This window comes from Mesorhizobium sp. WSM4828 (genome assembly GCF_055811175.1).
Window position 1 is genome coordinate 1 of the sequence record NZ_JBVVQK010000046.1, and the last position, 20825, is coordinate 20825.

Here is a 20825-nt window from a genome sequence, read left to right on the forward strand (position 1 = left end):
GGGCTCGAACCTTATGATTGCCTCAATCCCGGCCTGATGGACTATATCGCCACCTGGACGGCCAAGAGATCCGGCGCGTTGCCGGCCTAGCGGCCGATCAGACATTATCCTTGGGGGCCGGACGAAATCGCCCGGTCCCATGCGTTGGAACGAACGCAGGCGAGCGCGTAGACGGACACGCTTCGTAAGTCATTGCCGACGTGCTGTCAGCCTCGGGGGGCGTTGGGCTCAACGGGAATACGCTGGAATTGGTCCAACCGGATCGTGTAGCTTCAACATCAGCGACTGCGATCAGCTGGTTCTGGCTTGGCGCGGCCCAGATCGACCGATTTGGGCCACCGGGCAAGGCATTGCATTTTGGAACGGCCACATCTGCCGCGTGGGCACCGCGGAAATCATGGGCACATTCTGCTTTAGCCGGCCAAGACGGCAATGTACTATTTGCCAATAAGCTGGCCATGGTTGCAGGACTATTCTAGGCCAGACCAAACCGAAATGAAGCTGATGACCGATCGCGCCAGGTTCCTGATCATTGACGACCATCCGCTGTTTCGCGAGGCGCTGCACAGCGCCGTCCAGATGGCCTATCCGGAGGTCGACACGGTGGAAGCGCGCTCGATTGCCGAGGCGCTCGAGCTTCTGACGGATGCCAAGCCGTTCGACCTGGCGCTGCTCGATCTCAGTATGCCCGACGTGCATGGGTTTGACGGGCTGCTGCAGCTCAGGACGCGTTATCCGCGCCTGCCGGTGGTCATTGTATCCGGCTATGAGGAACCGAAGATCATTTCCGAGGCGCTGTCCTATGGTGCGGCAGGCTTCATCCCGAAATCGGCGCGCAAGAGCGACCTTGCCGCGGCCATCCGCTCGGTGATGGAAGGCGCGATCTATGTTCCTGGGACCTATGAAGGCCGGCCGCCCGACGCCGACAGCACCGACCGCGCCGAGATGGTGCAGCGCCTGGCTACGCTGACGCCGCAGCAGCTCAAGGTGCTGCAGATGCTGCGCCAGGGCCTGCTCAACAAGCAGATCGCCTATGAGCTGCAGGTCGGCGAGACCACGGTCAAGGCGCATGTCTCCGAAATCCTGCGCAAGCTCAACGTCTACAGCCGCACACAGGCGGTGATCGAGGTCTCGAAGCTCGACAATGCCGAGCTGTTTCGCGATCCGGCGGGGTTTTGATCGCACGGTCGCCTGCGAACAAAGATGGACTCTTCACCCCCTTCTGTTGTTCTAAATTTTCATCAAAAAACTGAACCAAGATAGAATATTCCAGCTTTGTTATAGAAATGAATACTTCCTCCATCGTGCAGGCGAAGACCACGGTCGGAATCGCTGTCAAACGTTTTATCGTAGTTGAATCCGACAGAGTTAAGCATCAGATATTCTATGACGTTACGCATTTGTAATAGTTTTTTGGAAATTCTTTCGCTATCAAGCTTTGGAAGCCTGATCTCGCCCTTACTGATTTCCCAGGATATAAGCCGTAGTACCCAACAGTTTTCAATTCGTTTGTTTCGTCTAGTCCGACCTCGAGGTCGTCGAAGCACATTATATTCTCCCCTTTCTCCCAAAAAGGGGCGGGACCAAGCGCCCGATTGATGGCTTCCGGCACTGACGTTTCATCAAGTTGGTACACAGCCTCTCCTCGAAGAATGCGCCAAAAGGGAGATGTATAGTGTTCAACTTTTTTCTTATTGCGGTTGGTCATTGTTTTGTTCGCCGCCATCTTCGCCACCACCTTCATTGCCCCCTTGTTCCCCCGCAGCGTCATTCTTGGCCTTGCCCGCGACGGCTTCAATGTCTGCAATCCAAATCCGGTGACAGCGCACCATTTTTCTTCGTCGCCTGCCTCATTTTCGTGGGTTCACGGCTTTGCCTATTTGCTCGGCAATCCGGTCAGCTGCGTTACCTGGTGCCGCAGACCAGGAACGATAATGCGGGCGAGGCGAACCATGCAGTCAATCTAAGGACAACGACGGCCGGGCGAACAGTAAAAATGCACTGTCACCGTAATTTCTTCTATTAGATCCGAACTTTCACTCCTGGCGTCATTGCTTGTCCCAAATTCTCCAGCTTGTCGCTTCAAGGAACACGATTGACGTATTTCCTTACGAGGTGGCGCGTCTTCTGGTTGGCCGATCGGGACGATGACACTGATGACAAATACGGCTGTAATTCTTGTCGATCCACGCTCGAAAGTGACGGCAGCCAAACCAGAGCCTTCTGAGCATTGATTTCGGACGTCGACAAAAACACCGCCGCCACAATTTTCCAAAGAGGAAACTGCTGGCCGCTGCCTCCAATTAGCGATCTCGCGATGATACTGGACGCTCGCTCAAACGGTTCGTCTAAGAGGATGAAAAGGCGGAAAAAATCTCTCACCTCGCCGAGAGGGTAGGAGCCCTTGCTCGTCTCCAAGAGCCACAGACCATGATCGCATCGCAACTGGAATTCTTGCACTGGCTACATATCCTCAAAGTGAACAAGGACCAATGTGCGAAATGCAATAACGAGCGTTCGTCGTGTTCATTGTATACATGGAACACCTGACCCCTTGCGCAAGGCTAACGCCTCTGAGACGTCAAGCCAGCACATGCGCCAGCACGCCGCGCCGGCTTCAACGGCTCATCATGTCGCAGAAAACCGCAGCCCCGTCATTCCATGCGAATCATATATGTACTTGAATTTGTCAGAAACAATTATGTGGAATCTCGTCCCAAAGTTATCATTCAGACGAAAAATATCAAACTCGGTCGAGAAACCATCAACGAGCCTTAGCTGATCAATGCGGTATATGTCTCCGTCTTCAAATGTTTCGAAAATAGACTCGGAAAAGTCGAACCCGCTTATCTCCTCCATGGGTACATATATTTTCAAGTCGCCTCTGTCCGTCTTAGCCGTATAAAGGAGGTGCTTGCTTCTCGAAACAATCGGACCAAACGCCTCGAATATCTCGCGCTTTGCAAACAAGACGCCTGGATGAGAGCCTGGTACGAAATCCGGGATAGGTAGCAGCCGCTCGTCATCAAAGCGAAAAAGCAACTTACTTTTGTCGATAGGCCCGGCCTCCTCCATCTCGAGGAAAGCCTGGGATCCATTTGTATTTCCGTCGTCGACGAGAATACAGTAGTCTCGGGCGTTTTCTTCAATTCTCCAATACATCCTTGGCCTTTTCAAAGTTTGGTTCTGCCTGATGCAGTTCGCCCAAGCCCTCAGAAGGGATCAAGCCAGCAGATGCGCGAGCAGCGCGCGCAATTGCGCTGGCTTCAACGGTTTGCGCATCAGCTCGATGCCGGCGGCGCGGGCGGCGTTGGCGACTGTCTCCGAACCGTCGGCAGTGACGATCAGCGCCGGCACGGCGCGACCGAGATAATCACGGACCTCGGCGATTGTGGTGGTGCCGAGGTCGCCGGCGTCGAGATGCTGGTCGGCTATGACAATATCTGGCAACCAGTCGGTATCGCCAAGCAAGTCGAGCGCATCACCGGTCGAGGTGGCGGGGCGCACCAGGCATTGCCAGCGCTCGAGCAGGGAGGTCATCGCCTGCAGCACGTCGATGTCGTTCTCGACCAGTAGCACCCTTGTGCCGAACAGGCCGTAGCCGCGCGGCCGCTCCATGTCGATCGTGCTGGCGATTGGATCGGCCGTGTCGCCGATCCCGACCGGAACGTCGATATGGAAAATCGTGCCATGTCCGACCTTCGACGAAAACGTGACGGGATGGCCGAGTGCCGCGGCGATGCGGCGCACGATGGCTAGCCCCAACCCCAGCCCGCCGGCGGCAAGCCCGGCATCCGTCGGGATCACGCCGCGATGGAATTCCTCGAACACCGCCTCGCGCTGGTCGTCGGGGATGCCGCAGCCGGTATCGGCGACGTCGATGCGGATGGTGTCGCCGCGATGCCTGGTGCCGACCAACACGCCGCCCGAGCGGGTATAGCGCAATGCATTGGACAGGATGTTCTGCAGGATGCGGCGCAGCAAGGTTCGGTCCGAACGAACGAGCGCATTGACCGGCCGGAACTTCAGCGTCAGCCCCTTCATCTCCGCGACCGGCTGAAAATCCGAGCGCAGAGACGAAAACAGCGTCTCCAGGCTGACATCGGTGATGTCGGGCTGCACGACGCCGGCATCGAGCTTGGAAATGTCGAGCAAGGTGCGGAGCAGGTCCTCCATCGTCTCTAGCGATCGCTCGACCTGGCGGACCAGGTTTCTGCCTTCGTCGCTGGTCTGTACTTCGGCAAGCGCCGAGACCGACAGATGCGCGGCGTTCAGCGGCTGCAGCACGTCATGGCTGGCGGCCGCCAGGAACCTGGTCTTGGACAGGTTCGCCAGCTCGGCGTTTTCCTTGGCCGCGTTCAGGTCGATGTTCGACTGCTCCAGCCGGCGCAAGGTCGAATGTAGCTCTTCGGTGCGGCTGCGCACCCGGCTCTCGAGCGAAATGGCGGTCTGGAACAGCGAAAAGGCATTGCCTTGCTGGTCCATGGAACGCTCGACGCGGCTGATCAGCGCGGCGTTTATTTTCTTCAGCCTTTCCAGGTCGTTGATGTTCCTGAGCGGCATCCCGGATTTCCTACTCCGCCGCTTCGGCCGCATTGCGTTCACCGAAGGCGATGCCGGTGAAGGTCTGGTTCAGATGCATCGAACGGTATTGTTCGCCATAGGTGCCGAAGCCGAGGACGTTGTTGACCTTGTAGAGTTCCGAAATCTCGCGATAGACCTGCCGATTGCGCGCGTCGAGCCGGCGCAGCACGCAGTCGAAACCGAGGATCAGGTCGATGCCGCCAAGCCTTTCGCTGACGTCGCTGAGAGCGGCGCGGGTCGCCTCGACCATGTCCTTGGGCTGGGCGACGGCAAGCACGACACCATCGTCGATGGCGCAGAAGAACGACAGCGAGCCGTCCGCGTGCATCTTCTGGATTGAACGGCAGTAAAATTCGCCGCCGACTTTCACCACCACCGGGTGCGAGGCAAAACTCAGTGGCGTCAGCATCTGCGCGACGACGCCGACGGAGGCGGCATATTCCTCGGCGGCAATGGTGGCGTTGAATTCGCGCACGATGCGGTGGTCGGGATCGGATGCCGTCACCACCAGCTTCTCGTCGGTCGGAACGAAATTGTCGGTCTTGAACACGTGGAAAGGAATTTCCGTGGTGATCAGCACGATGATGGCGCTGTCGGAGGTCACTTTGCCGTTCGAGATCAGCCGCGTTGTCTCGAATTTCAAATCATCACCGGCCGATCCGCCGATCAGAGGAATATCGTCCAGCCCCCAATGGATGGCGGAGGTCACCGCTTCCTCGGCATAGGACAGCCCGTCGATCAAGCAGAGCGCGAAAGTGGTGTCGGCTCGCTCGTGCCCGAGGCGGTCGCGTAGCGAACGCCTCAGCGCCTCGACTTCGCCGGTAATCCCGTCCATGCCCGATGAGGACAGATTTTCGACCATGGTGCTGGCTGCCGAAAACGATACGGAGGGAAGCAGCATAGCCAGGATCTGGCCTTCCTCCAGCCCCCTGGGCGTTATCTCACCGGCCGTCGAGCAGCCGGCATAGTGGAGCGCCGGCGCGTGGGTCTTCAGCGCTTCCGACAGGGCGACGGCCTCTATGAGACTCTGCGAGAAAAACAGGAGGGCAAACCCGGCGTCGATGGCCGCTGCTTCCGCTGCCACCGCCCGGGCGAACGCATCCGCGTCGGATTCGTCGGTGGTGAGCACCGAAAGTCCGCATGCATAGCGCGTCCGTGACTTGGCCAGCGGCTTCCTCCTCCATTTCCTCCGACGCTTTTTTTGTGCGCGTCTGGCGCGCGGGCGTCGAGGTCATTGTTGTCTTGAAGCGACGCTTTGGCAATGAGCCAACATGATGGATCTGAAGTTTCTGCCGTTTGACGGTGTCAGCGCAGCCGCTCACGGACGGAAGGCCGCATCGCACCGCTATCGCGTTCGCTTCGTTACGCCGTTCCTGGCTTTGCGTGACAACTGGGTCATCCAGCGGGCAGTGGAAGCAAAGCGCCACATCACGACTGATGCTAAGTCCGTAAAAGAGGTGCGAAACTTCGTAGGAGTAGGTCTTCCGAGTGACGAGCAGGAGATATTTGTCACACCGCCTCTCGTTCTCGAACGTAGCGCGAGCGCTACCGAGGAAGGATCAGCCGAATCCGGCATCCTTCACCCTTCACTGACTGAAACACGCTTGAAAATCGGGCCTGTGTAGACTAAGTTACATGGACTAAGTCATGAGGTCTGCAATGCACACCGTCAATATTCACGAGGCCAAGACGCATCTGTCTCGTCTTGTCGACAGGGCGGCCAAAGGCGAATCCTTCATTATCGCCAAATCCGGCAAGCCGATGGTCAAGGTCGTTGCCATAGACGCACCTGCGGCCGGCGAAATGCGTCGGGTGGGGTTTATGGCCGGGCAGTTTTCAGTTCCGGACGATTTTGATCGCATGGCCGATGACGAAATCGAGAAGCTGTTTGGCGGTGATTGATGAAACTTCTTCTCGATACCCATCTTCTGCTCTGGGCGGCGGGCGAGCCCGAAAAGCTCCCGCCCGCAGCCCTTGCTGAGATCGAGAATGCCGATAACCACTTGACGTTCAGCGCCGCAAGTCTCTGGGAGATTGCAATTAAACGCGGTCTGGGCCGCCTCGACTTTAAGGTCGATGCGCGTCTTTTACGCCGGGGCCTGATCGACAATGGCTATTATGAGCTGCCAATCACCGGCGAGCATGCCATTGCAGTGGAGGGGCTTCCACCCATCCACAAGGATCCCTTCGATCGGATCCTGATTGCTCAATCGATTGTGGAAGGCATTACTTTGCTGACCGTCGACGATCTGGTCGCGCAGTATCCTGCGCCCGTCCATTGTCTCTGATCAAGCTGGACCCCAAGCCCCTCGGTAGGGTAGTCAGCTATCGCTTCAGACCACTCATGAACGCCTTCACTCGAGCAGAGTCGACTTGGTTCCACCAGACGCCGTCGTACTTCAGCGCGCTGGCGATGATGACCCCGTCGACAATGGCGAGGATATCATTGGCGTTGTCCGCCGTGACCCCGCTGCCGACCAGCGTCGGCAGGCCGGCAGCCTGCTTGATCATACTTATATAGCCCAAATCCGCGGCGTGGCCGGTGCGCTGGCCGGTGGCGATGATGGCATCGGCATCGAAGAAGACCAGATCCTTGACCAGTTCCTCCACCGGGCGGTCGGCAACGATGGCGTGTGCGCCGTGCTTGACATGGGCATCGGCAAAAATGCGGATGCCGTTGGCGCGCAGCCTGGCGCGGTAGCGCGCCGCGCGGCCAGACTCGCCTTCGACAAAACCCTCATTGGCGACATAGGCGTTCGCCCATTGGTTGACGCGGACGAAACCGGCGCCGGCAGCGCTGGCGATCGCCAAGGCCGGGATCGCGGCATTGGCCAGCACATTGATGCCGATCGGCCTGCCGAGCTCGCGGCGGATGCGGTCGGAGACGACCGCCATATAGGCCGCCGTCTCCGGCCCGATATCGTCAGGCTTGGCGAAGGGGATATCGCCATGGTTCTCGACGATGACGCCGTCGCAGCCGCCGTCGAGATAGGCTTTGGCGTCATCGAGCCCGCGCTGGTAGATCACTTCCACGGCCTCGCCGTCATAGCGCGGCGCGCCGGGCAGCGGCGCCAGGTGAACGACGCCGATCACCACCTTGGTGCGGCCGAAAAGGTCTAGAAGCGCGTCGCCGCTGGATTGGCTGATCTGGGTCATGAGAGCTCCATTTGATCGATGAGCGCCGCCATCTCGGAAGCGGAAGGACAGGACGCCAGCGTGCCCGGCCGTGTCACGGCGATTGCGGCGGCGGCTAGCGCCAGCTCCAGCGCCGAGATGACCGGCATGCCCCTGGCAAGCCCACCGGCCAGACAGCCGCAGAACACATCGCCCGCGCCGCTGGTGTCGAGCGCTTCGACCTGTGGCGCCGGCAAGCGAAGCGGTTCCGTCCGGTCCGTGCCAAGCACGAGACAGCCTGCGGCACCGAGCGTGATGACGACGACGCCTGCGCCTTTGGCCACTAGCGCGCCGGCCGCTGCTGTCATGTCATTCCGGCCGGTCAGGGTTTTCGCCTCGGATTGGTTGACCACCAAAACCTCCGCCAGGCCGAGATCGGGAACAGACGCCGCATTGATCGGGCTGGCGTTGAGAACGGTGCGCGCACCGTTTCCCTTTGCCGCTCTGAGGCAGGCATTGGTCACGGCAGTCTGCAAATTTCCCTGGCAGACGAGGGTGTCGCCGGGGGCGATCCAGCGGACAAGTGCTGTCTGCGTCACCGGATCGAAGGCTTCGCTGCAGGCGACACCGCTGACGATGAAATTCTCTCCGCTTTTATCGACGACGATGGTCGAGCGGTCGCTCGGCAGCTCGAATTCGCTCACCTCAAGGTCTGACAGCTCGCTGTCGAGGCGGCTCCTGATCCACGCGCCAGCGGGGTCCTTGCCGAGCGCCGTCCAGAACGTCACCTCTGCACCAGTCCGTGCTGCTGCGACTGCCTGGTTGGCGCCCTTGCCGCCGAGCCCGTCGGCATAACTCACGGCATTCAAGGTCTCGCCGGCGGCAGGGAAGCGGCCGACGCGAAACACGGTATCGACGCAGGCATTGCCGACGACGTGGACATGCATGGCTCAGCTCTCACCGGTCGCCCAGCCCAGCATCTGTTCGAACAGGGTCTTGTAGCCGCGCCAGGCGATGAATTGCGGCGGAAGCCAATGCGGCCCGACATCGGATGTCCAGGCAACGGTGCGGCCCTTGCCGTAATGGCCGGTGACAAGCAGCGGCAGCGAACCATAGTCCGACGACACGCTGGCCAGGACCTCGGCCCCATCCTTCAGCGTCACCTCGTTGAAGCCGAGCAGGATCGGCCAGTCCGAGCCGAGACCCCTGAGGATGGGATGGCTCGACCCTGGTTTCGGCACGGGCGCAAAACCTTCGGGAACCTCGACGCGGTCGTCGTAGGCCAGGCAATTCACCGGCAGCACGTCCTCGACCGGGGTCTTGCGGTAGCGCGCGCCGCCATTGATGCCCTGGAAGCTGTAGTAACCGCCGAACATCAAGAGACCGCCGCCGCCGCTGACGTAATCGCGCAGCAGGCGCAGGCGGTTCGGCGTCGGTTTGGAGTGGACCCAGGTGTCGGGATGCAGCAGCAATGTGTTGGCGCCGATGTCGGAGAGCACGACCGCGTCATAGGCCGACAGCGCCTCCATCGTCTGTGGAAAGCCGCGCTGCGCCTCATGCGCCGGCATGAAGGTGATGTCGAAGTCGGTCGCCTTCAGCGCGCCCAGCAACTCGTCCGCGCCGGTGTGGTAGGTAACGGTCGGAAACTGATCGAAACCCTTGATATGGGTCGCCGTCGAAACCCAGGATTCGCCGGCAAGCAGGATTTTCTTCGTGGACATTTGAACTCCCGTCGTAACTCGAGGCCATTCAGAGCCGCGCGAATACGCTTTTCGGATTGGCGATCAGCATGCGGTCGATAGCTGCCTGCTCGACGCTGTGGCGTTTCAGGCGCGGTATGAAATGCTTCAGGATATAGCCATAGCCGAAGCCGCCGAAGCGCGTCAGCATGATCTTGAGGAAGACATCCTGCGACAACAGCAGGCGGTCGCCGAAGCCTGCCTCGACAAGGGCGGCGATGGCGCGTGCATTCTCCTCGTCGGAGGGCGATTGCGCGTCCTGGTCGGCATAATAATAGTCCATGCCGATCATGTCGTATTCGAGGAACGCGCCGCGCCGGGCGAGGCTTTTCTGGTAATCGGGATCGTCGTGGCTCGGGTTCATGTGGCAGAGCACCGTATGGCGAAGATCGGCGCCTTCGGCCTCGACGATATCGAGCACCTCGTGCGCCAGCCGCTCCCAGCCAGGCAGATGGATCGACAGCGGCACGCCGGTGATGCGCGAGGCACGCGCCGAAGCGCGCAGCGACTTGCGTTCCTCGGCGGTGAAATCCTTGCTGACGCCGATCTCGCCGATCAGCCCGGCCATGATCGGCGGCTGCGTCTCGCCGCCGCCGACGTCGTTGACGATGAACTCGGTCACCGCGTCCACATCCATCGCCTTCAGCCATTCGGGATGGGTGTGCTCGAGATAGAAGCCGGTGCCCATGACGATCTTCAGGCCGGACATGCGGCTGATGCGGGCGAGCTTTTCGGGGTCGCGGCCGATGCCGATATTGGTGGCATCGACGACGGTGTGGCCGCCCAGCGCGCGATAGCGCTGCAGCTCCGACAGCGCCAGGTCGGCGTCGTCGAGCGAGACGTTGTCGCGGTTGACGTAAGGGTTCATGCGCAACTCGCCGATGATCTCGATGTTCACCGGCTGCTCGGCGATCGCCATGTCATCGGGATGGCAGGGACACTTCCAGCTGCGCGCTCCATCGAGCAAGATGTGCTCGTGCATCAGCGTGATGCCCATCTCCTCGACCGGAACCGGGCCGAGCACGGTCATCACATGGCCGGTTTCGAGCCCGATTGGCAGCCGCTGCCTGGGTACCGCGTCATCGAACAGATCGCTCATCGGGTCAACGGCTCCGCACGGCGCCGCGAAACAGGCGGAAGTTCAGCCAGATGGCAATCAGGATGATCGTTCCGGTGACAATCGGCGTCAGGAAAGGCGACAGATGCGCCAGGATCAGGCCGTTGCCGATGACGGCCACGGTCAGCGCGCCGAGCACCGTGCCGATGATCGTTCCGCGGCCGCCGAATAGGCTGGTACCGCCGAGCACGACGGCGGCGATGACTTCCAGCTCGAAACCCTGTCCGGCATTCGAAGATCCCGATCCAAGCCGGGCAGCAATGATGATCCCGGCGAGGGCTGCCGCGGTGGCGGAAATCACATAGACGAAGAGCGTCGTCTGCCGCGTGTTGACGCCGGCACGCCGCACCGCCTCGGCGTTGGCGCCGATACCCGTGACATAGCGGCCGAATGGCGTCTCGTTGAAGGCGAGATAGGCGATGGCCAGAATCGCCAGCGCGATCAGCGCCGGCACCGGCACGCCAAGGAACCACGCGCGTCCCAGCACGGTGAAAGCACTTCCGGGCTCGATCGGGATGGAATAGCCGCCGGTGATCAGCAGCGCCACGCCACGGATCACCGAAAGCCCGGCAAGCGTGACGATGAAGGACGGGATGCCCTCATAGGCGACGAAATAGCCCTGCACCGCGCCGAGCAGGGCACCGAGCGCCAGCATGGCGAGGATGACAACTGGCCAGGGCAGGCCGAACTGCAAGAGCGTCGCCGACAGCGTCGCCACCAGCGCCAGCACCGAGCCGACGGAAAGATCGATGCCGCCAGTGGTGATGACGAAAGTCATTGCCGCGGCGACGATCAGCAGCGGCGCCGACTGCCGCAGGATGTTCAACAGATTGGGCGATGTCAAAAACGCGTCGGTCGCAACCGAGAAGATGATGCAGACGACCAGAAAGAACAGCGCGATCGAGACGACACTGCCATTGGCGATCAGCACATCGCGCCAGGTGCCCTTGTGCACCCGTGGGGGCTGGGCGGCATGGATCGCGTCGCTCATGCCGGCGCCCCACCGCGATAGCCATTGGTGGCGGAACGCGCACTGAACTTGCGGCCGACGATCAGATTGACCACGTCTTCGATATTGGTCTCGCCGATCAGCCGCTCGGCGACATTGCGCCCTTCATACATGACCTGGATGCGATCGCAGACGAGGAACAGATCCTGCAGCCGATGGGTGATCAAAATAACGCTGACACCGCGCGCACTGACCGCCCGGATCAGTTCGAGCACCGCCTCGACTTCGGCCACGGCAAGCGCTGCCGTCGGCTCGTCCATGATCAGCACGGCCGGCTCGAACGAGGCGGCGCGGCCGATCGCGATCGACTGGCGCTGCCCGCCAGAGAGGTTTTCGACCTTGAGCCGCGTGTCGGCAATGACGATGCCGAGCCGATCGAGCATCCGGCGCGTCTCGTCATGCATGCGCTTCTTGTCGAGAAAGGAAATACCGGCGATGCGGCGGCGCGGCTCGCGGCCGAGAAACAGATTGCCGGCGACATCGACCGTGTCGCAAAGCGACAGGTCTTGGTAGACCATCTCGACGCGCGCCGCACGTGCGTCCGCCGGCGAGCTGAAGATCACCGGCTTGCCGTCGATCTCGATGGTGCCCGCGTCGGGAACCACAGCCCCCGACAGCACCTTGCTCAATGTCGACTTGCCGGCGCCATTGTCGCCGACGAGCCCCAGCACCTCGCCCGGCTTCAGCGTCAGCGACACGTCATCGAGCGTCTGGATAGCGTTGTAGCGCTTTGAGATGCCGCTCATCCGCACCCGATAGGTCTGGCAACTGCTCATCTGGGATTCCACGCGATTGCAAGGGATCCGCGGCGCAGCCTCAGGCGGCGCCGCGGGTCGGCCGCCGACGCAGTTTACTTGAACATCGCGCGGTATTGGTCGACATTCTTCTTGGTCACGATCGTCACCGGGATATTGATGATCGGATCGATTTTCTCGCCCTTCTTGAGTTTGCCCAGCGCTTCGACCGCGGCCTTGCCTTCGCCGGCCGGATCCTGCTGCACGACCGCCACCACCCAGCCGTCGTCGATGCCCTGAACGGCCTGCTTGGTCAGATCCCAGCCGAACACCTTGACGTCGCCGGTGCGGCCCTGGCTGGTCACGGCCGAAACTGCGCCGAGCAAGGCCGGCTCGCCGGTCGCATAGAGCGAGTTCATGTCCGGATTGGCGGTCATCAGGTTTTCCGAAGCGCTCAACGCGGTCTCCTGAACGTTCTGGCCGTCGACCGTGTCGAGGAAGGTGACGGCCTGGCCGCTTTCGGTCACCGCCTTCTTGAAGCCGTCGAGCCGCTGGTTCTGGATGAATGAGTTGAGTGCGCCGACGATACCGATCTTGGCCTTGCCGCCCATCTCCGTCTTCACATAGTCGGCGTAGAATTTGCCGATGTCCTCGCCGGCCTTGGTGTTGTCGACGCCGATGAATGAAATATTGTCGCCGTCGGGGATCTGCGCGTCGATGGCTATGACGGGAATGCCCGCTGCCTTGGCCGCGGTGATCGCAGGCTTGACGCCGTTAACGTCGATGGCGACCAGAATGATGCCGTCGACTTTCTGCGTGATGTAGTTCTCGATCGCGTCGTTCTGCGCGCTCGGCACATTGTTGGCGTTGAAAATGACCAGCTTGGCGCCGGCGGCGTCGGCTGCCTTTTGCGCGCCCTCGTTGATCTGGTTGAAGAACAGGGCTTGCTGGTTGATGTTGACGAGAGCGAACGTATCGGCAAGCGCCGATCCCATGGCTGCCGAGCCCATGGCAATGGCGGCGGCACAGCCGGCGAGAAGTTTGAACAGACGCATTTCGGTTCCCCTTGCTTGCGGACCAGAGCTCGGCTGGTCCCGTTGGTGCTACAGGCACGAGGCAAACATTCAAGAGACTTGAATATTTGTCAATCCAAATGAACGCAGAGCGTTGCTCAGAAAGTCGCCGGCGTGTTGACCCAGAAAATGCTGGCGCGTTCCTCGCCGATGTTGCGGTAATGATGCGGCAGCTCCGACCTGAACACGAAGGCATCACCCGTGGCGAGAGCATGGCTCTTGCCGTCGACGATCAACTCGATCCGGCCGGCGAGCACATAGCCGACTTCCTCGCCGGCGTGCTGGATCGGGCCTTCGCTCGAGCCCTCTGCCTCAATGTGATGGATGTTGCACTGTAAGAGGTGGCCAGGCGAATACGGAATGATGCGTTCGAGCGAAATTCCTTCGCCACGCCGTAGCGCGTCGAGCGCAATCAAAGGCCTTGCGCCCGACCGGAATACGATCGCCTCGTCGTCATCGACTTGTTCGAACATCCAGCCGATGTTGGTATCGAGAACCTCGACCAGACGGTGAAGCATGGGCAGGGACGGCGAAGCCTTGCCGTTCTCGATCTTGGACAGCAGGCTTTCCGAGCAATTCGCAGCCGCGGCCAGCGTCCTCAGCGTCATGCCGCGTGTCTGGCGGGCGAGGCGCAGCCGAGTTCCAAGTCTCGCGGCATTTACGGTGGCGTCCATTTCTGACTCTGGCCGCCGTCGATCGATTTTGTTCATCTGTTCGCCAACCATCCAAGGGTCAAGGGCAACTATCGCGCGAGCAAAAGACCTCGGCCGACGATTTGCAAGTGCTGATGCGTCAAATTCGAGACTGCAGCCGCAGCTACCGGATCCGGCGAATGCTGCTCCCGTATGGACCGTGCTGATGATCCCGCGCCAGTCATCCCTGTCGTTTGGCTGCCCATTGGGGCCGAAACCGTCACCGCGTTGCGTCATCTGGCGAGTGGACCGGGAACGACAATGCGGGCAAGGCGGGCCACGCAGCCAATCTACACAACCACGGCCGTGCCGACACGATAAAATCTGGACTGTGACCGAATTTGCAGAGCGCGCCCAGAAGTCACCCGCGGCATCGCCCTATGGGGTAACGCCCAGGGTGTCGCAGGCTCTCGGTGGCCGCGACGTATTCAATGAAATCCCTGGGGCAGTCGCGCACCGCCTGAGCTTTGACAATTTGAAGAAAGTCCAACAGAATTAATGGGCCAGCATCTTGCGGATGTGAGTTGCGGAAGCGACGCGCGGTTAATGTTTTAGAAGTATAGACACATCGACACGAGGTGCGAAGAAGCAACGCCAATACAGCTGGTTGGTTACAACATATTTATTTTCGCAGATATGGTATTGGCCGTCCGGGGATTCCTGTACACGGTCCCGTGGGATGATGAAATTATGCGGCAAATAGGTGTACCCACCGTCTCCCCTGGACCGCACCGAAGACCGAGGTACGGCGCGGCAATCTGAACCGCCGCAGCACTTGAATTTGGTCTGTGGGTCAATCTTATCCTCGTACCAATCATGGGCGTTAGCGGCTGTTGCGGCGGCGATACACATTGCCGTGAAGATGAGCCTTCGCATGGCATCCCTCAAGTATCTGGCAGGCGCTGCTCGTTGGGGTTCCATGTATATTAGCGTTCCATTGAAAATACCATTGGCTTCCGAACGACTTAACGCAGCTCCAGCAAGCGACGGTCGCAACGGAAGACCGTATTGGGCCACGTCAGGACGACACTTGTGCCGGACAAAGGTCTGCTCGTGTCGCTCCGGGTTTGAAAGCCGACCATCTGCTCTGCGCCTCAACGCAGCCGTTGAGGTCAGATTTGCCAGATTTGGAAGCGAACATAGCGGGCAACCACACTGGGAGTCGCGGTTGCGCCAGCAACGGATGTCGCGGTCCCCAACTGTCGCACTTCCGAACGGCTGCCTACGCTATTCGAGCCCCGCCCGTCGCAAGCCCTCGATATACCTAGCGCGGTCTTCAACCCGGATCATTGGATAATATTTCTCAACCCAGGCGAGGCTGACGTCCGGCTGCAAGCGTCTGCATTCGGCGAGGCCTTGCTGGGCTAACTCCAGATCGCCCGCGAGGCCCGCGGCGGCGGTGAGCGTGCGCCAAGCGGTGCCGAAATTCGACCGCAATTGGACGGCTCGGCGTTCCGCGGTTGCGGCTTCGATGTACCGGCCGGCCACAAAATGACAAAGCCCTTCGATCGAAAGATTGGCGGCCTGGGTGTGATCGCGCGGGCTCAGTCGTGTTGCGATCTCAAGCTGACGGTGACCTTCCTCCGCTAACCCGGCATAGCCGTAGGCGCAGCCAAGGATCATCCGCGCAAAGGCGAAATTCGGATTGCGCTGCAGCGCTTCGTTCAACTCCTCGACGGCAGGCCCAAATCGTCGCGAAAACACATAGACGTACCCAGCCGCGATATGGGCCCAGGGGTCGTCGGGATCGAGGTCGATCGCACGTTGGGCGAGAACGAGACCATCGGAGATGCCTCTCTCAAAATCCATGTTGCCGAGGACGACGCGGGTGGCGAAAGCCCACGCTAGAAGGCTCCGTGCGCGCGCATAACTCGGATCGAGCTTAATCGCCCGATTCAGAAGATTGACCCCATCGTCTTCGTTCTGGGCAACCCAGGTCCAGATATGGGGCATTGCCCGAACGACGCAGCCCCAGGCATCGAGGCTTTCGGGCGGCTTGCTTTGGAGACGAAGGCCTTCGGCAGCATAAAGCTGCGGCTCGATAGCTGCAACGACGCTTGCCGTAATCTCATCCTGCACTGAAAAGATGTCAGCGATGGGACGATCGTAGCGCTCTGCCCAGATGTGATTGCTGCTGGTCGCGTCGATGAGCTGCCCAGTCACCCGCAGCCGCTCGCCTGCTTTGCGGACGCTGCCTTCGAGTACATACCGGACGCCTAGCTCGCGCGCGACCTGCCGGATGTTCGGCACTTTGCCTTTGTAGGCGAAGGTCGAATTTCGGGCGATGACAAAGAAGCCCCGGAGCTTTGACAAGCCGGTTATTATGTCTTCGGCTATTCCGTCGCCGAAATATTCCTGCTCCGGATCACCGCTCATATTCTGAAATGGCAGGACCGCGATCGACGGCTTATCGGGCGACGTCGGATGCGCAGCCGCGCCAAATGGGGCGGGTTGCTCGACCAGCAGCCGAAAGGCGCGGACTGGACGTGCGATGTTCTTGAGCGCCTGTTCACCCATATCCACGAAGGTGAGGTCGATTTTTCCGGCGGCATCCTCCTGTACGCGTGCTGACACGCAAATCCCACCCGGCTCGGCAATGCCTTCCAGCCGCGCGGCGATGTTCACGCCCTCACCGAAAATGTCGCCGTCCTGCTCTACGATGTCGCCCACGTTGATGCCAATTCGGAAACCTATGCGCCGATCCTCGGCCACGCCGGAGTTCCGTTTGGCCATGTCGGTCTGCACTTCGACCGCACATCGTACTGCGTCGATGACGCTCGCAAACTCCACCAGCAGCCCGTCACCGATGTTTTTGACAATGCGGCCGCGGTTGCGGATGATGCTCGGATCGACGACGTCACGGCGGTGCGCGGTCAGTCGGGCCAGCGTCCCCTCTTCGTCGATCCCCATGAGGCGGCTGTAGCCGGCCACGTCGGCGACGAGGATCGCCGAAAGCCTTCGTTCGATCCGATCCATTGCTAAGGCCTTCAACCGCGCTCGAATTGGTCTGATCATACGCCGACACGACGTTCTCCGCGAGTGCTACACGGCGGGCTGCGGGAATGTCTGGAATGGGTCACGTGACGACAACCCTCGCACCGTCCTTAAGGTCCGCTATTTTAGATCGAGACGCGAAGCTGACGATCTACGTTCGGCCCAAGGCTGCCCAGGTTGCCCAGACGGCAATGCGCCAATTGGAAACCTTCATCTCCCATCCCTTCGAATGGCAGCAAAGCGCCTAATTCGCGACGTTCAGATTGCGATCGGCCGGGCCTGAAAGCTGCCCTGCGCTGCGGGCCGTCGGGCAATACAACATAGAGACGTTAGCGAAGCTATGGACCCATAAGTCCCACCGGGCCAAGCGTCAGCTCAGATGAGCTTGATCTTGACCTCAATGTTGCCGCGTGTCGCTTTCGAGTATGCACAAATCTTATGTGCTTCGCCGACCAGGGCTTTGGCGGCATTGCACTCCACACCGGACAGCCTGACGTTGAGCCGAGTGCTGAGAAAGTAGCCGTCGTCCCCGAAGTTCAGATCGACCGAGGCATCGATGCTCACTCCCGACGGCAGCGCGATTTTTCGGTCGTGGGCTACAGTTGCGATCGCGCTTGCGAAGCTGGCCGACCAGCCGGCCGCGATGAGTTGCTCAGGGTTGGTGCCGATGCGCGCCGATCCGGGCATCGAAAGCCAGATGTCCAGAAGGCCGTCGGAACTGCGCGAGGCGCCATTTTCGCGGCCGCCCGTGGTTGCGGTCCTAGCCGTGTAAACAACTCTTGCGATCCGACTCATGGGCAATTTTTTGGTAGTTGCGGTACCTGCCGCAGGGATGGCGCTGCGAACGCAATCACGCGTCGACCTCGACAACGGCATCGGCAAAGGCCTGCGGCGCTTCCTGGGGCAGATTGTGCCCGATGCCGCCCGTGACGACCCGGTGCGCATATTTGCCGGGGAACATCTTGGCATAGGCGCTGGCGTCCGGATGTGGAGCGCCATTAGCGTCGCCCTCGAGCGTGATCGTAGGCACGCTGATGACCGGTGCCTGTGCGAGGCGCTCCTCGAACGCGTCGTATTGCTGCTCGCCGGCGGCGAGTCCGAGCCGCCAGCGATAATTGTGGACCACAATGGCCACGTGATCGGGATTGTCGAAGGCCGCGGCGCTGCGCTCGAATGTGGCATCGTCGAAATTCCACTGCGGCGACGCGAGTTGCCAGATCAGCCTGGCGAAATCTCGTGTGTATTTCTCGTAGCCAGCGCGGCCGCGATCGGTGGCGAAGTAATATTGATACCACCATTGCAGCTCGGTCTTGGGTGGCAGCGGCAGCTTGCCGGCTTGCTGGTTGCCGATGAGGTAGCCGCTCACCGAGACCATCGCCTTGCAGCGTTCAGGCCATAGTGCGGCAATGATGTTCGCGGTGCGGGCGCCCCAGTCGCAGCCGCCAATCGTCGCCTTTTCAATGCCCAGTGCGTCCATCAGGGCGACAATGTCGGCGGCGATAGCAGACTGCTGACCATTGCGCATCGTATCTTCCGACAGGAACCGCGTCGTGCCGTATCCGCGCAGGTAAGGCACGATCACGCGGCGGCCTTTCGCTGCCAGCAGAGGAGCGACATCGGCATAGGTGTGGATGTCATACGGCCAGCCATGTAGCAGGATGACGGGCGGGCCGTCGGTCCGTCCAAGTTCCGCATAGCCGACGCTCAGCGCGCCGGCCTCGATCCGCTTCAAGGGCCCAAAGGACGCCGCAGGCTCTCCAGTCGTCTGTTGCGCTTGTGCCGGGCCGATCAGGCCGAACTGAGTGGCGGCGACAGCCATCGCGGCGGCGCCAAAGAACCGACGGCGATCTTGGTCAATCTCATCCGGGATATTGAGCGAATGCATTTGGGAACCTCTATCCTTGCGCGGGCGATCAGCCGAACGTGAATGCAAAGGCCTCCACGCCTGAGTCGAGAAACTCGATCTCGAACTGGCGATCGACGATGGGTTTCGATTGTCGGATCAGTTGGTACAGGCGCTGCTCTGTCACTGCGCCTTCGCCCATTTCATTAACGTCGATGCCGTGAGCCGTGCCTGGCGGCTGCCCGTCGATCAGCACGCGAAATCTCACGGACGTTCCCGGCGCTGCCGGACCCATGACCAGATGAAGGTCGCGCGCGTGAAAACGGTACGCGATGCGGCCATCGGACTTGTCCAGTACGGCGGTTTCTTTCCTTACCGTCCAACTGCCGGACAGCCCCCACTCATTCAGGCGTAGTCGCGCCGGCACGTTGTAGATGTGCGGCGCGTCGAAGACCGCTTCACCGCTGGAGGCAAAATTCTGAGTGCGTTCGTAGCCGAGATAATTTTCTGGAGACTTGAGGGTCTCCCAATCGGCCGCGGCTTCGATACCGCGGGCATCCACCGACACAAGCTCACGGTCGAATCCGCTGGCGCCAGTCTCAGTCAGCAATTCCTGGATGACCATTTCCGACTGTTGGTATGAGCCCTCGCCAAAGTGGTGATACCGGACGCGTCCCCGCGAATCGACGACATAGAGTGCCGGCCAATACTGGTTGCTGAAGGCCCGCCAAATGAGATGGTCGTTGTCGACAGCGATCGGATAATCGATCCGCAGGTCTTTCGCCGCCCGGCGCACGTTGTTCAGGTCTTTTTCGAATGCGAACTCCGGCGCGTGGATTCCGATCACCACCAAACCATGCTTCCGGTATTTCTCGTCCCAAGCCTTAACGTAGGGAAGCGTGCGCAGCCAGTTGATGCAGGTGTAGGTCCAGAAATCGATGAGGACGACCTTGCCATGCAAAGCCGACGCCGTCAGCGGCGGTGAATTTATCCACTCGTGCGCCGCTTCGAGCGAAGCAAGCTCCGATTTTTCCTCAAGCCGGTAGGCAGAGAGTTCGTGAAGAAACGGAACCCGCATTGGTCTGGAGATTATGGACTGCGCCATATTCGTGCCCTCTAGAAAACCGGCAATCGGAGCCCCACTTGCCATTGCGAGCGCGACGGCGAACAGCAGCTTGGTTACTTTCATCAACGACGCCTTTTGGTTCGATCGATGTCGTCGCGCGAACGGTTCGAATGCGCACTGCGAGCCCAACCCTTCACAGCGGAAGCTCGTTGCCAGCCTGCTCAGCCACCATGTATTCCGCGTACCAGTCCGGCCAGTTCTCATCGCGCCGACCGCCGTTGCGCTTCTCGTGCTCGCCGTGGGCCTCCGAGGCGCGTCGCAGCGCGGAAGCAAGATCCGCCCCGGAAGCGTAGGTCGTGGTGCCGGAGTCGAGGCGACCGGGAAAGCGGGTGGTGATTTCCTGAAGCAACCATTCGTTGCCGTCCGGATCTTTGAACGTAGCGAATGAAGAGTAGCTCCGTCGCTCGGGATCGCGGCCTTTCACCGTTGGCTTGCCGGGGCCTTCGCGATGAAACGCCTCGCTGACCTCGACGCCGCGGCCGATAAGCTCGGCGCGAGCCGATTCAATGTCCGAAACGACAAGATAAAGTCCGCTTGCAGAGCCGGGCGCGACCGTCGTGATCCCGATGCCGAAGTGTATCGAGGCGGGCGAGCCGGGAGGTGTGAACTGTATCCCGCGGAACGTGTCTCCAACGATAAAGTCAGCGTCGAGTCTCCAGCCCAGGCCTTCGTAGAATTGCTTAGAGCGCTCTACATTCGAGACGGGAATGACAACAACTTCGAGCTTCATGTCGAGGGATCGCGGCCGTTGTGTCTCAACTGCGGTCTTGCTGAGGGTCCTAGTGATGTCCATATCTACC

21 protein-coding genes and 1 pseudogene are annotated in these 20825 nt (G+C 60.4%); 5 read left to right on the top strand and 17 right to left on the bottom strand.

Translation table 11 applies throughout. The annotated features are described in order from the left end of the window. Positions 1-90 (top strand): annotated as a pseudogene (locus AC0L2X_RS29940) (S-(hydroxymethyl)glutathione synthase); the annotation flags it as partial. Positions 91-495: 405 nt separating this feature from the next. Then, positions 496-1179: a response regulator gene (locus tag AC0L2X_RS29945; RefSeq protein ID WP_473600933.1), complete on the top strand. Its 684-nt coding sequence runs from the start codon at positions 496-498 to the stop codon at positions 1177-1179. 205 nt (positions 1180-1384) lie between these two features. Here the strand turns inward: AC0L2X_RS29945 and AC0L2X_RS29950 are convergent, their stop codons facing one another. The 4 genes from AC0L2X_RS29950 to AC0L2X_RS29965 all read right to left on the bottom strand — a co-directional run bounded on the left by AC0L2X_RS29950 (position 1385) and on the right by AC0L2X_RS29965 (position 5713). Continuing rightward, a complete protein-coding gene (locus AC0L2X_RS29950; RefSeq protein WP_473600934.1) occupies positions 1385-1744 on the bottom strand; it encodes a hypothetical protein in 360 nt (119 codons plus the stop codon). Between the two features lie 884 nt (positions 1745-2628). Further along, positions 2629-3162 (bottom strand): hypothetical protein, encoded by a 534-nt coding sequence (locus AC0L2X_RS29955; protein ID WP_473600935.1) that lies wholly within the window; start codon positions 3160-3162, stop codon positions 2629-2631. A gap of 60 nt (positions 3163-3222) precedes the next feature. After that, positions 3223-4563 (bottom strand): ATP-binding response regulator, encoded by a 1341-nt coding sequence (locus tag AC0L2X_RS29960; protein WP_352567128.1) that lies wholly within the window; start codon positions 4561-4563, stop codon positions 3223-3225. Between the two features lie 10 nt (positions 4564-4573). Next, entirely contained in the window at positions 4574-5713 is a 1140-nt protein-coding gene (locus AC0L2X_RS29965; protein WP_473600936.1) for an FIST N-terminal domain-containing protein, read from the bottom strand. 142 nt (positions 5714-5855) lie between these two features. Between AC0L2X_RS29965 and AC0L2X_RS29970 the strand changes: the two genes are divergently transcribed. The 3 genes from AC0L2X_RS29970 to AC0L2X_RS29980 are packed head-to-tail and all read left to right on the top strand — an operon-like array spanning position 5856 to position 6872. Beyond that, positions 5856-6209: a hypothetical protein gene (locus AC0L2X_RS29970; protein ID WP_473600937.1), complete on the top strand. Its 354-nt coding sequence runs from the start codon at positions 5856-5858 to the stop codon at positions 6207-6209. Positions 6210-6243: 34 nt separating this feature from the next. Further along, positions 6244-6486, top strand: a complete 243-nt coding sequence (locus AC0L2X_RS29975; RefSeq protein WP_352492984.1) for a type II toxin-antitoxin system Phd/YefM family antitoxin — start codon at positions 6244-6246, stop codon at positions 6484-6486. Further along, positions 6486-6872, top strand: coding sequence for a type II toxin-antitoxin system VapC family toxin (locus tag AC0L2X_RS29980; protein ID WP_352492985.1), 387 nt, complete (start codon positions 6486-6488; stop codon positions 6870-6872). Before AC0L2X_RS29975 ends, AC0L2X_RS29980 begins: the two co-directional genes overlap by 1 nt. 37 nt (positions 6873-6909) lie before the next feature. Here the strand turns inward: AC0L2X_RS29980 and AC0L2X_RS29985 are convergent, their stop codons facing one another. The 13 genes from AC0L2X_RS29985 to AC0L2X_RS30045 form a co-directional block, all read right to left on the bottom strand. After that, positions 6910-7740 carry a BtpA/SgcQ family protein gene (locus tag AC0L2X_RS29985; RefSeq protein WP_473600938.1) on the bottom strand — a complete coding sequence of 277 codons (831 nt, stop codon included), beginning with the start codon at positions 7738-7740 and terminating at the stop codon, positions 6910-6912. Continuing rightward, positions 7737-8645: a ribokinase gene (locus tag AC0L2X_RS29990; protein WP_473600939.1), complete on the bottom strand. Its 909-nt coding sequence runs from the start codon at positions 8643-8645 to the stop codon at positions 7737-7739. Before AC0L2X_RS29990 ends, AC0L2X_RS29985 begins: the two co-directional genes overlap by 4 nt. A 3-nt stretch (positions 8646-8648) precedes the next feature. Beyond that, positions 8649-9419: a glutamine amidotransferase gene (locus tag AC0L2X_RS29995; protein ID WP_473600940.1), complete on the bottom strand. Its 771-nt coding sequence runs from the start codon at positions 9417-9419 to the stop codon at positions 8649-8651. Positions 9420-9447: 28 nt separating this feature from the next. Then, the gene (locus tag AC0L2X_RS30000) at positions 9448-10536 is read right to left on the bottom strand and encodes a phosphotriesterase family protein (protein WP_473600941.1); all 1089 of its coding nucleotides are present in this window, start codon (positions 10534-10536) and stop codon (positions 9448-9450) included. A gap of 4 nt (positions 10537-10540) precedes the next feature. Continuing rightward, positions 10541-11545: an ABC transporter permease gene (locus tag AC0L2X_RS30005; protein WP_473600942.1), complete on the bottom strand. Its 1005-nt coding sequence runs from the start codon at positions 11543-11545 to the stop codon at positions 10541-10543. Next, positions 11542-12339 carry an ATP-binding cassette domain-containing protein gene (locus tag AC0L2X_RS30010; RefSeq protein WP_473600943.1) on the bottom strand — a complete coding sequence of 266 codons (798 nt, stop codon included), beginning with the start codon at positions 12337-12339 and terminating at the stop codon, positions 11542-11544. The genes AC0L2X_RS30005 and AC0L2X_RS30010 overlap by 4 nt, the downstream gene beginning before the upstream one ends. A 74-nt stretch (positions 12340-12413) precedes the next feature. Beyond that, on the bottom strand, positions 12414-13352 hold the full coding sequence (locus tag AC0L2X_RS30015) for an ABC transporter substrate-binding protein (protein ID WP_352492992.1): 939 nt from the start codon (positions 13350-13352) through the stop codon (positions 12414-12416). 116 nt (positions 13353-13468) lie between these two features. Further along, positions 13469-14080: a cupin domain-containing protein gene (locus AC0L2X_RS30020; RefSeq protein ID WP_473559315.1), complete on the bottom strand. Its 612-nt coding sequence runs from the start codon at positions 14078-14080 to the stop codon at positions 13469-13471. 1209 nt (positions 14081-15289) lie between these two features. Continuing rightward, positions 15290-17038: an adenylate/guanylate cyclase domain-containing protein gene (locus tag AC0L2X_RS30025; protein WP_473559317.1), complete on the bottom strand. Its 1749-nt coding sequence runs from the start codon at positions 17036-17038 to the stop codon at positions 15290-15292. Positions 17039-17431: 393 nt separating this feature from the next. Continuing rightward, a complete protein-coding gene (locus tag AC0L2X_RS30030; RefSeq protein ID WP_473559383.1) occupies positions 17432-17851 on the bottom strand; it encodes an Ohr family peroxiredoxin in 420 nt (139 codons plus the stop codon). Between the two features lie 55 nt (positions 17852-17906). Further along, positions 17907-18941, bottom strand: a complete 1035-nt coding sequence (locus tag AC0L2X_RS30035) for an alpha/beta fold hydrolase (RefSeq protein WP_473600944.1) — start codon at positions 18939-18941, stop codon at positions 17907-17909. Between the two features lie 28 nt (positions 18942-18969). Continuing rightward, positions 18970-20088 (bottom strand): thioredoxin family protein, encoded by a 1119-nt coding sequence (locus AC0L2X_RS30040; protein WP_473600945.1) that lies wholly within the window; start codon positions 20086-20088, stop codon positions 18970-18972. A 70-nt stretch (positions 20089-20158) separates the two neighbouring features. Then, on the bottom strand, positions 20159-20818 hold the full coding sequence (locus AC0L2X_RS30045) for a VOC family protein (protein ID WP_473600946.1): 660 nt from the start codon (positions 20816-20818) through the stop codon (positions 20159-20161). Positions 20819-20825 lie beyond the last annotated feature (7 nt).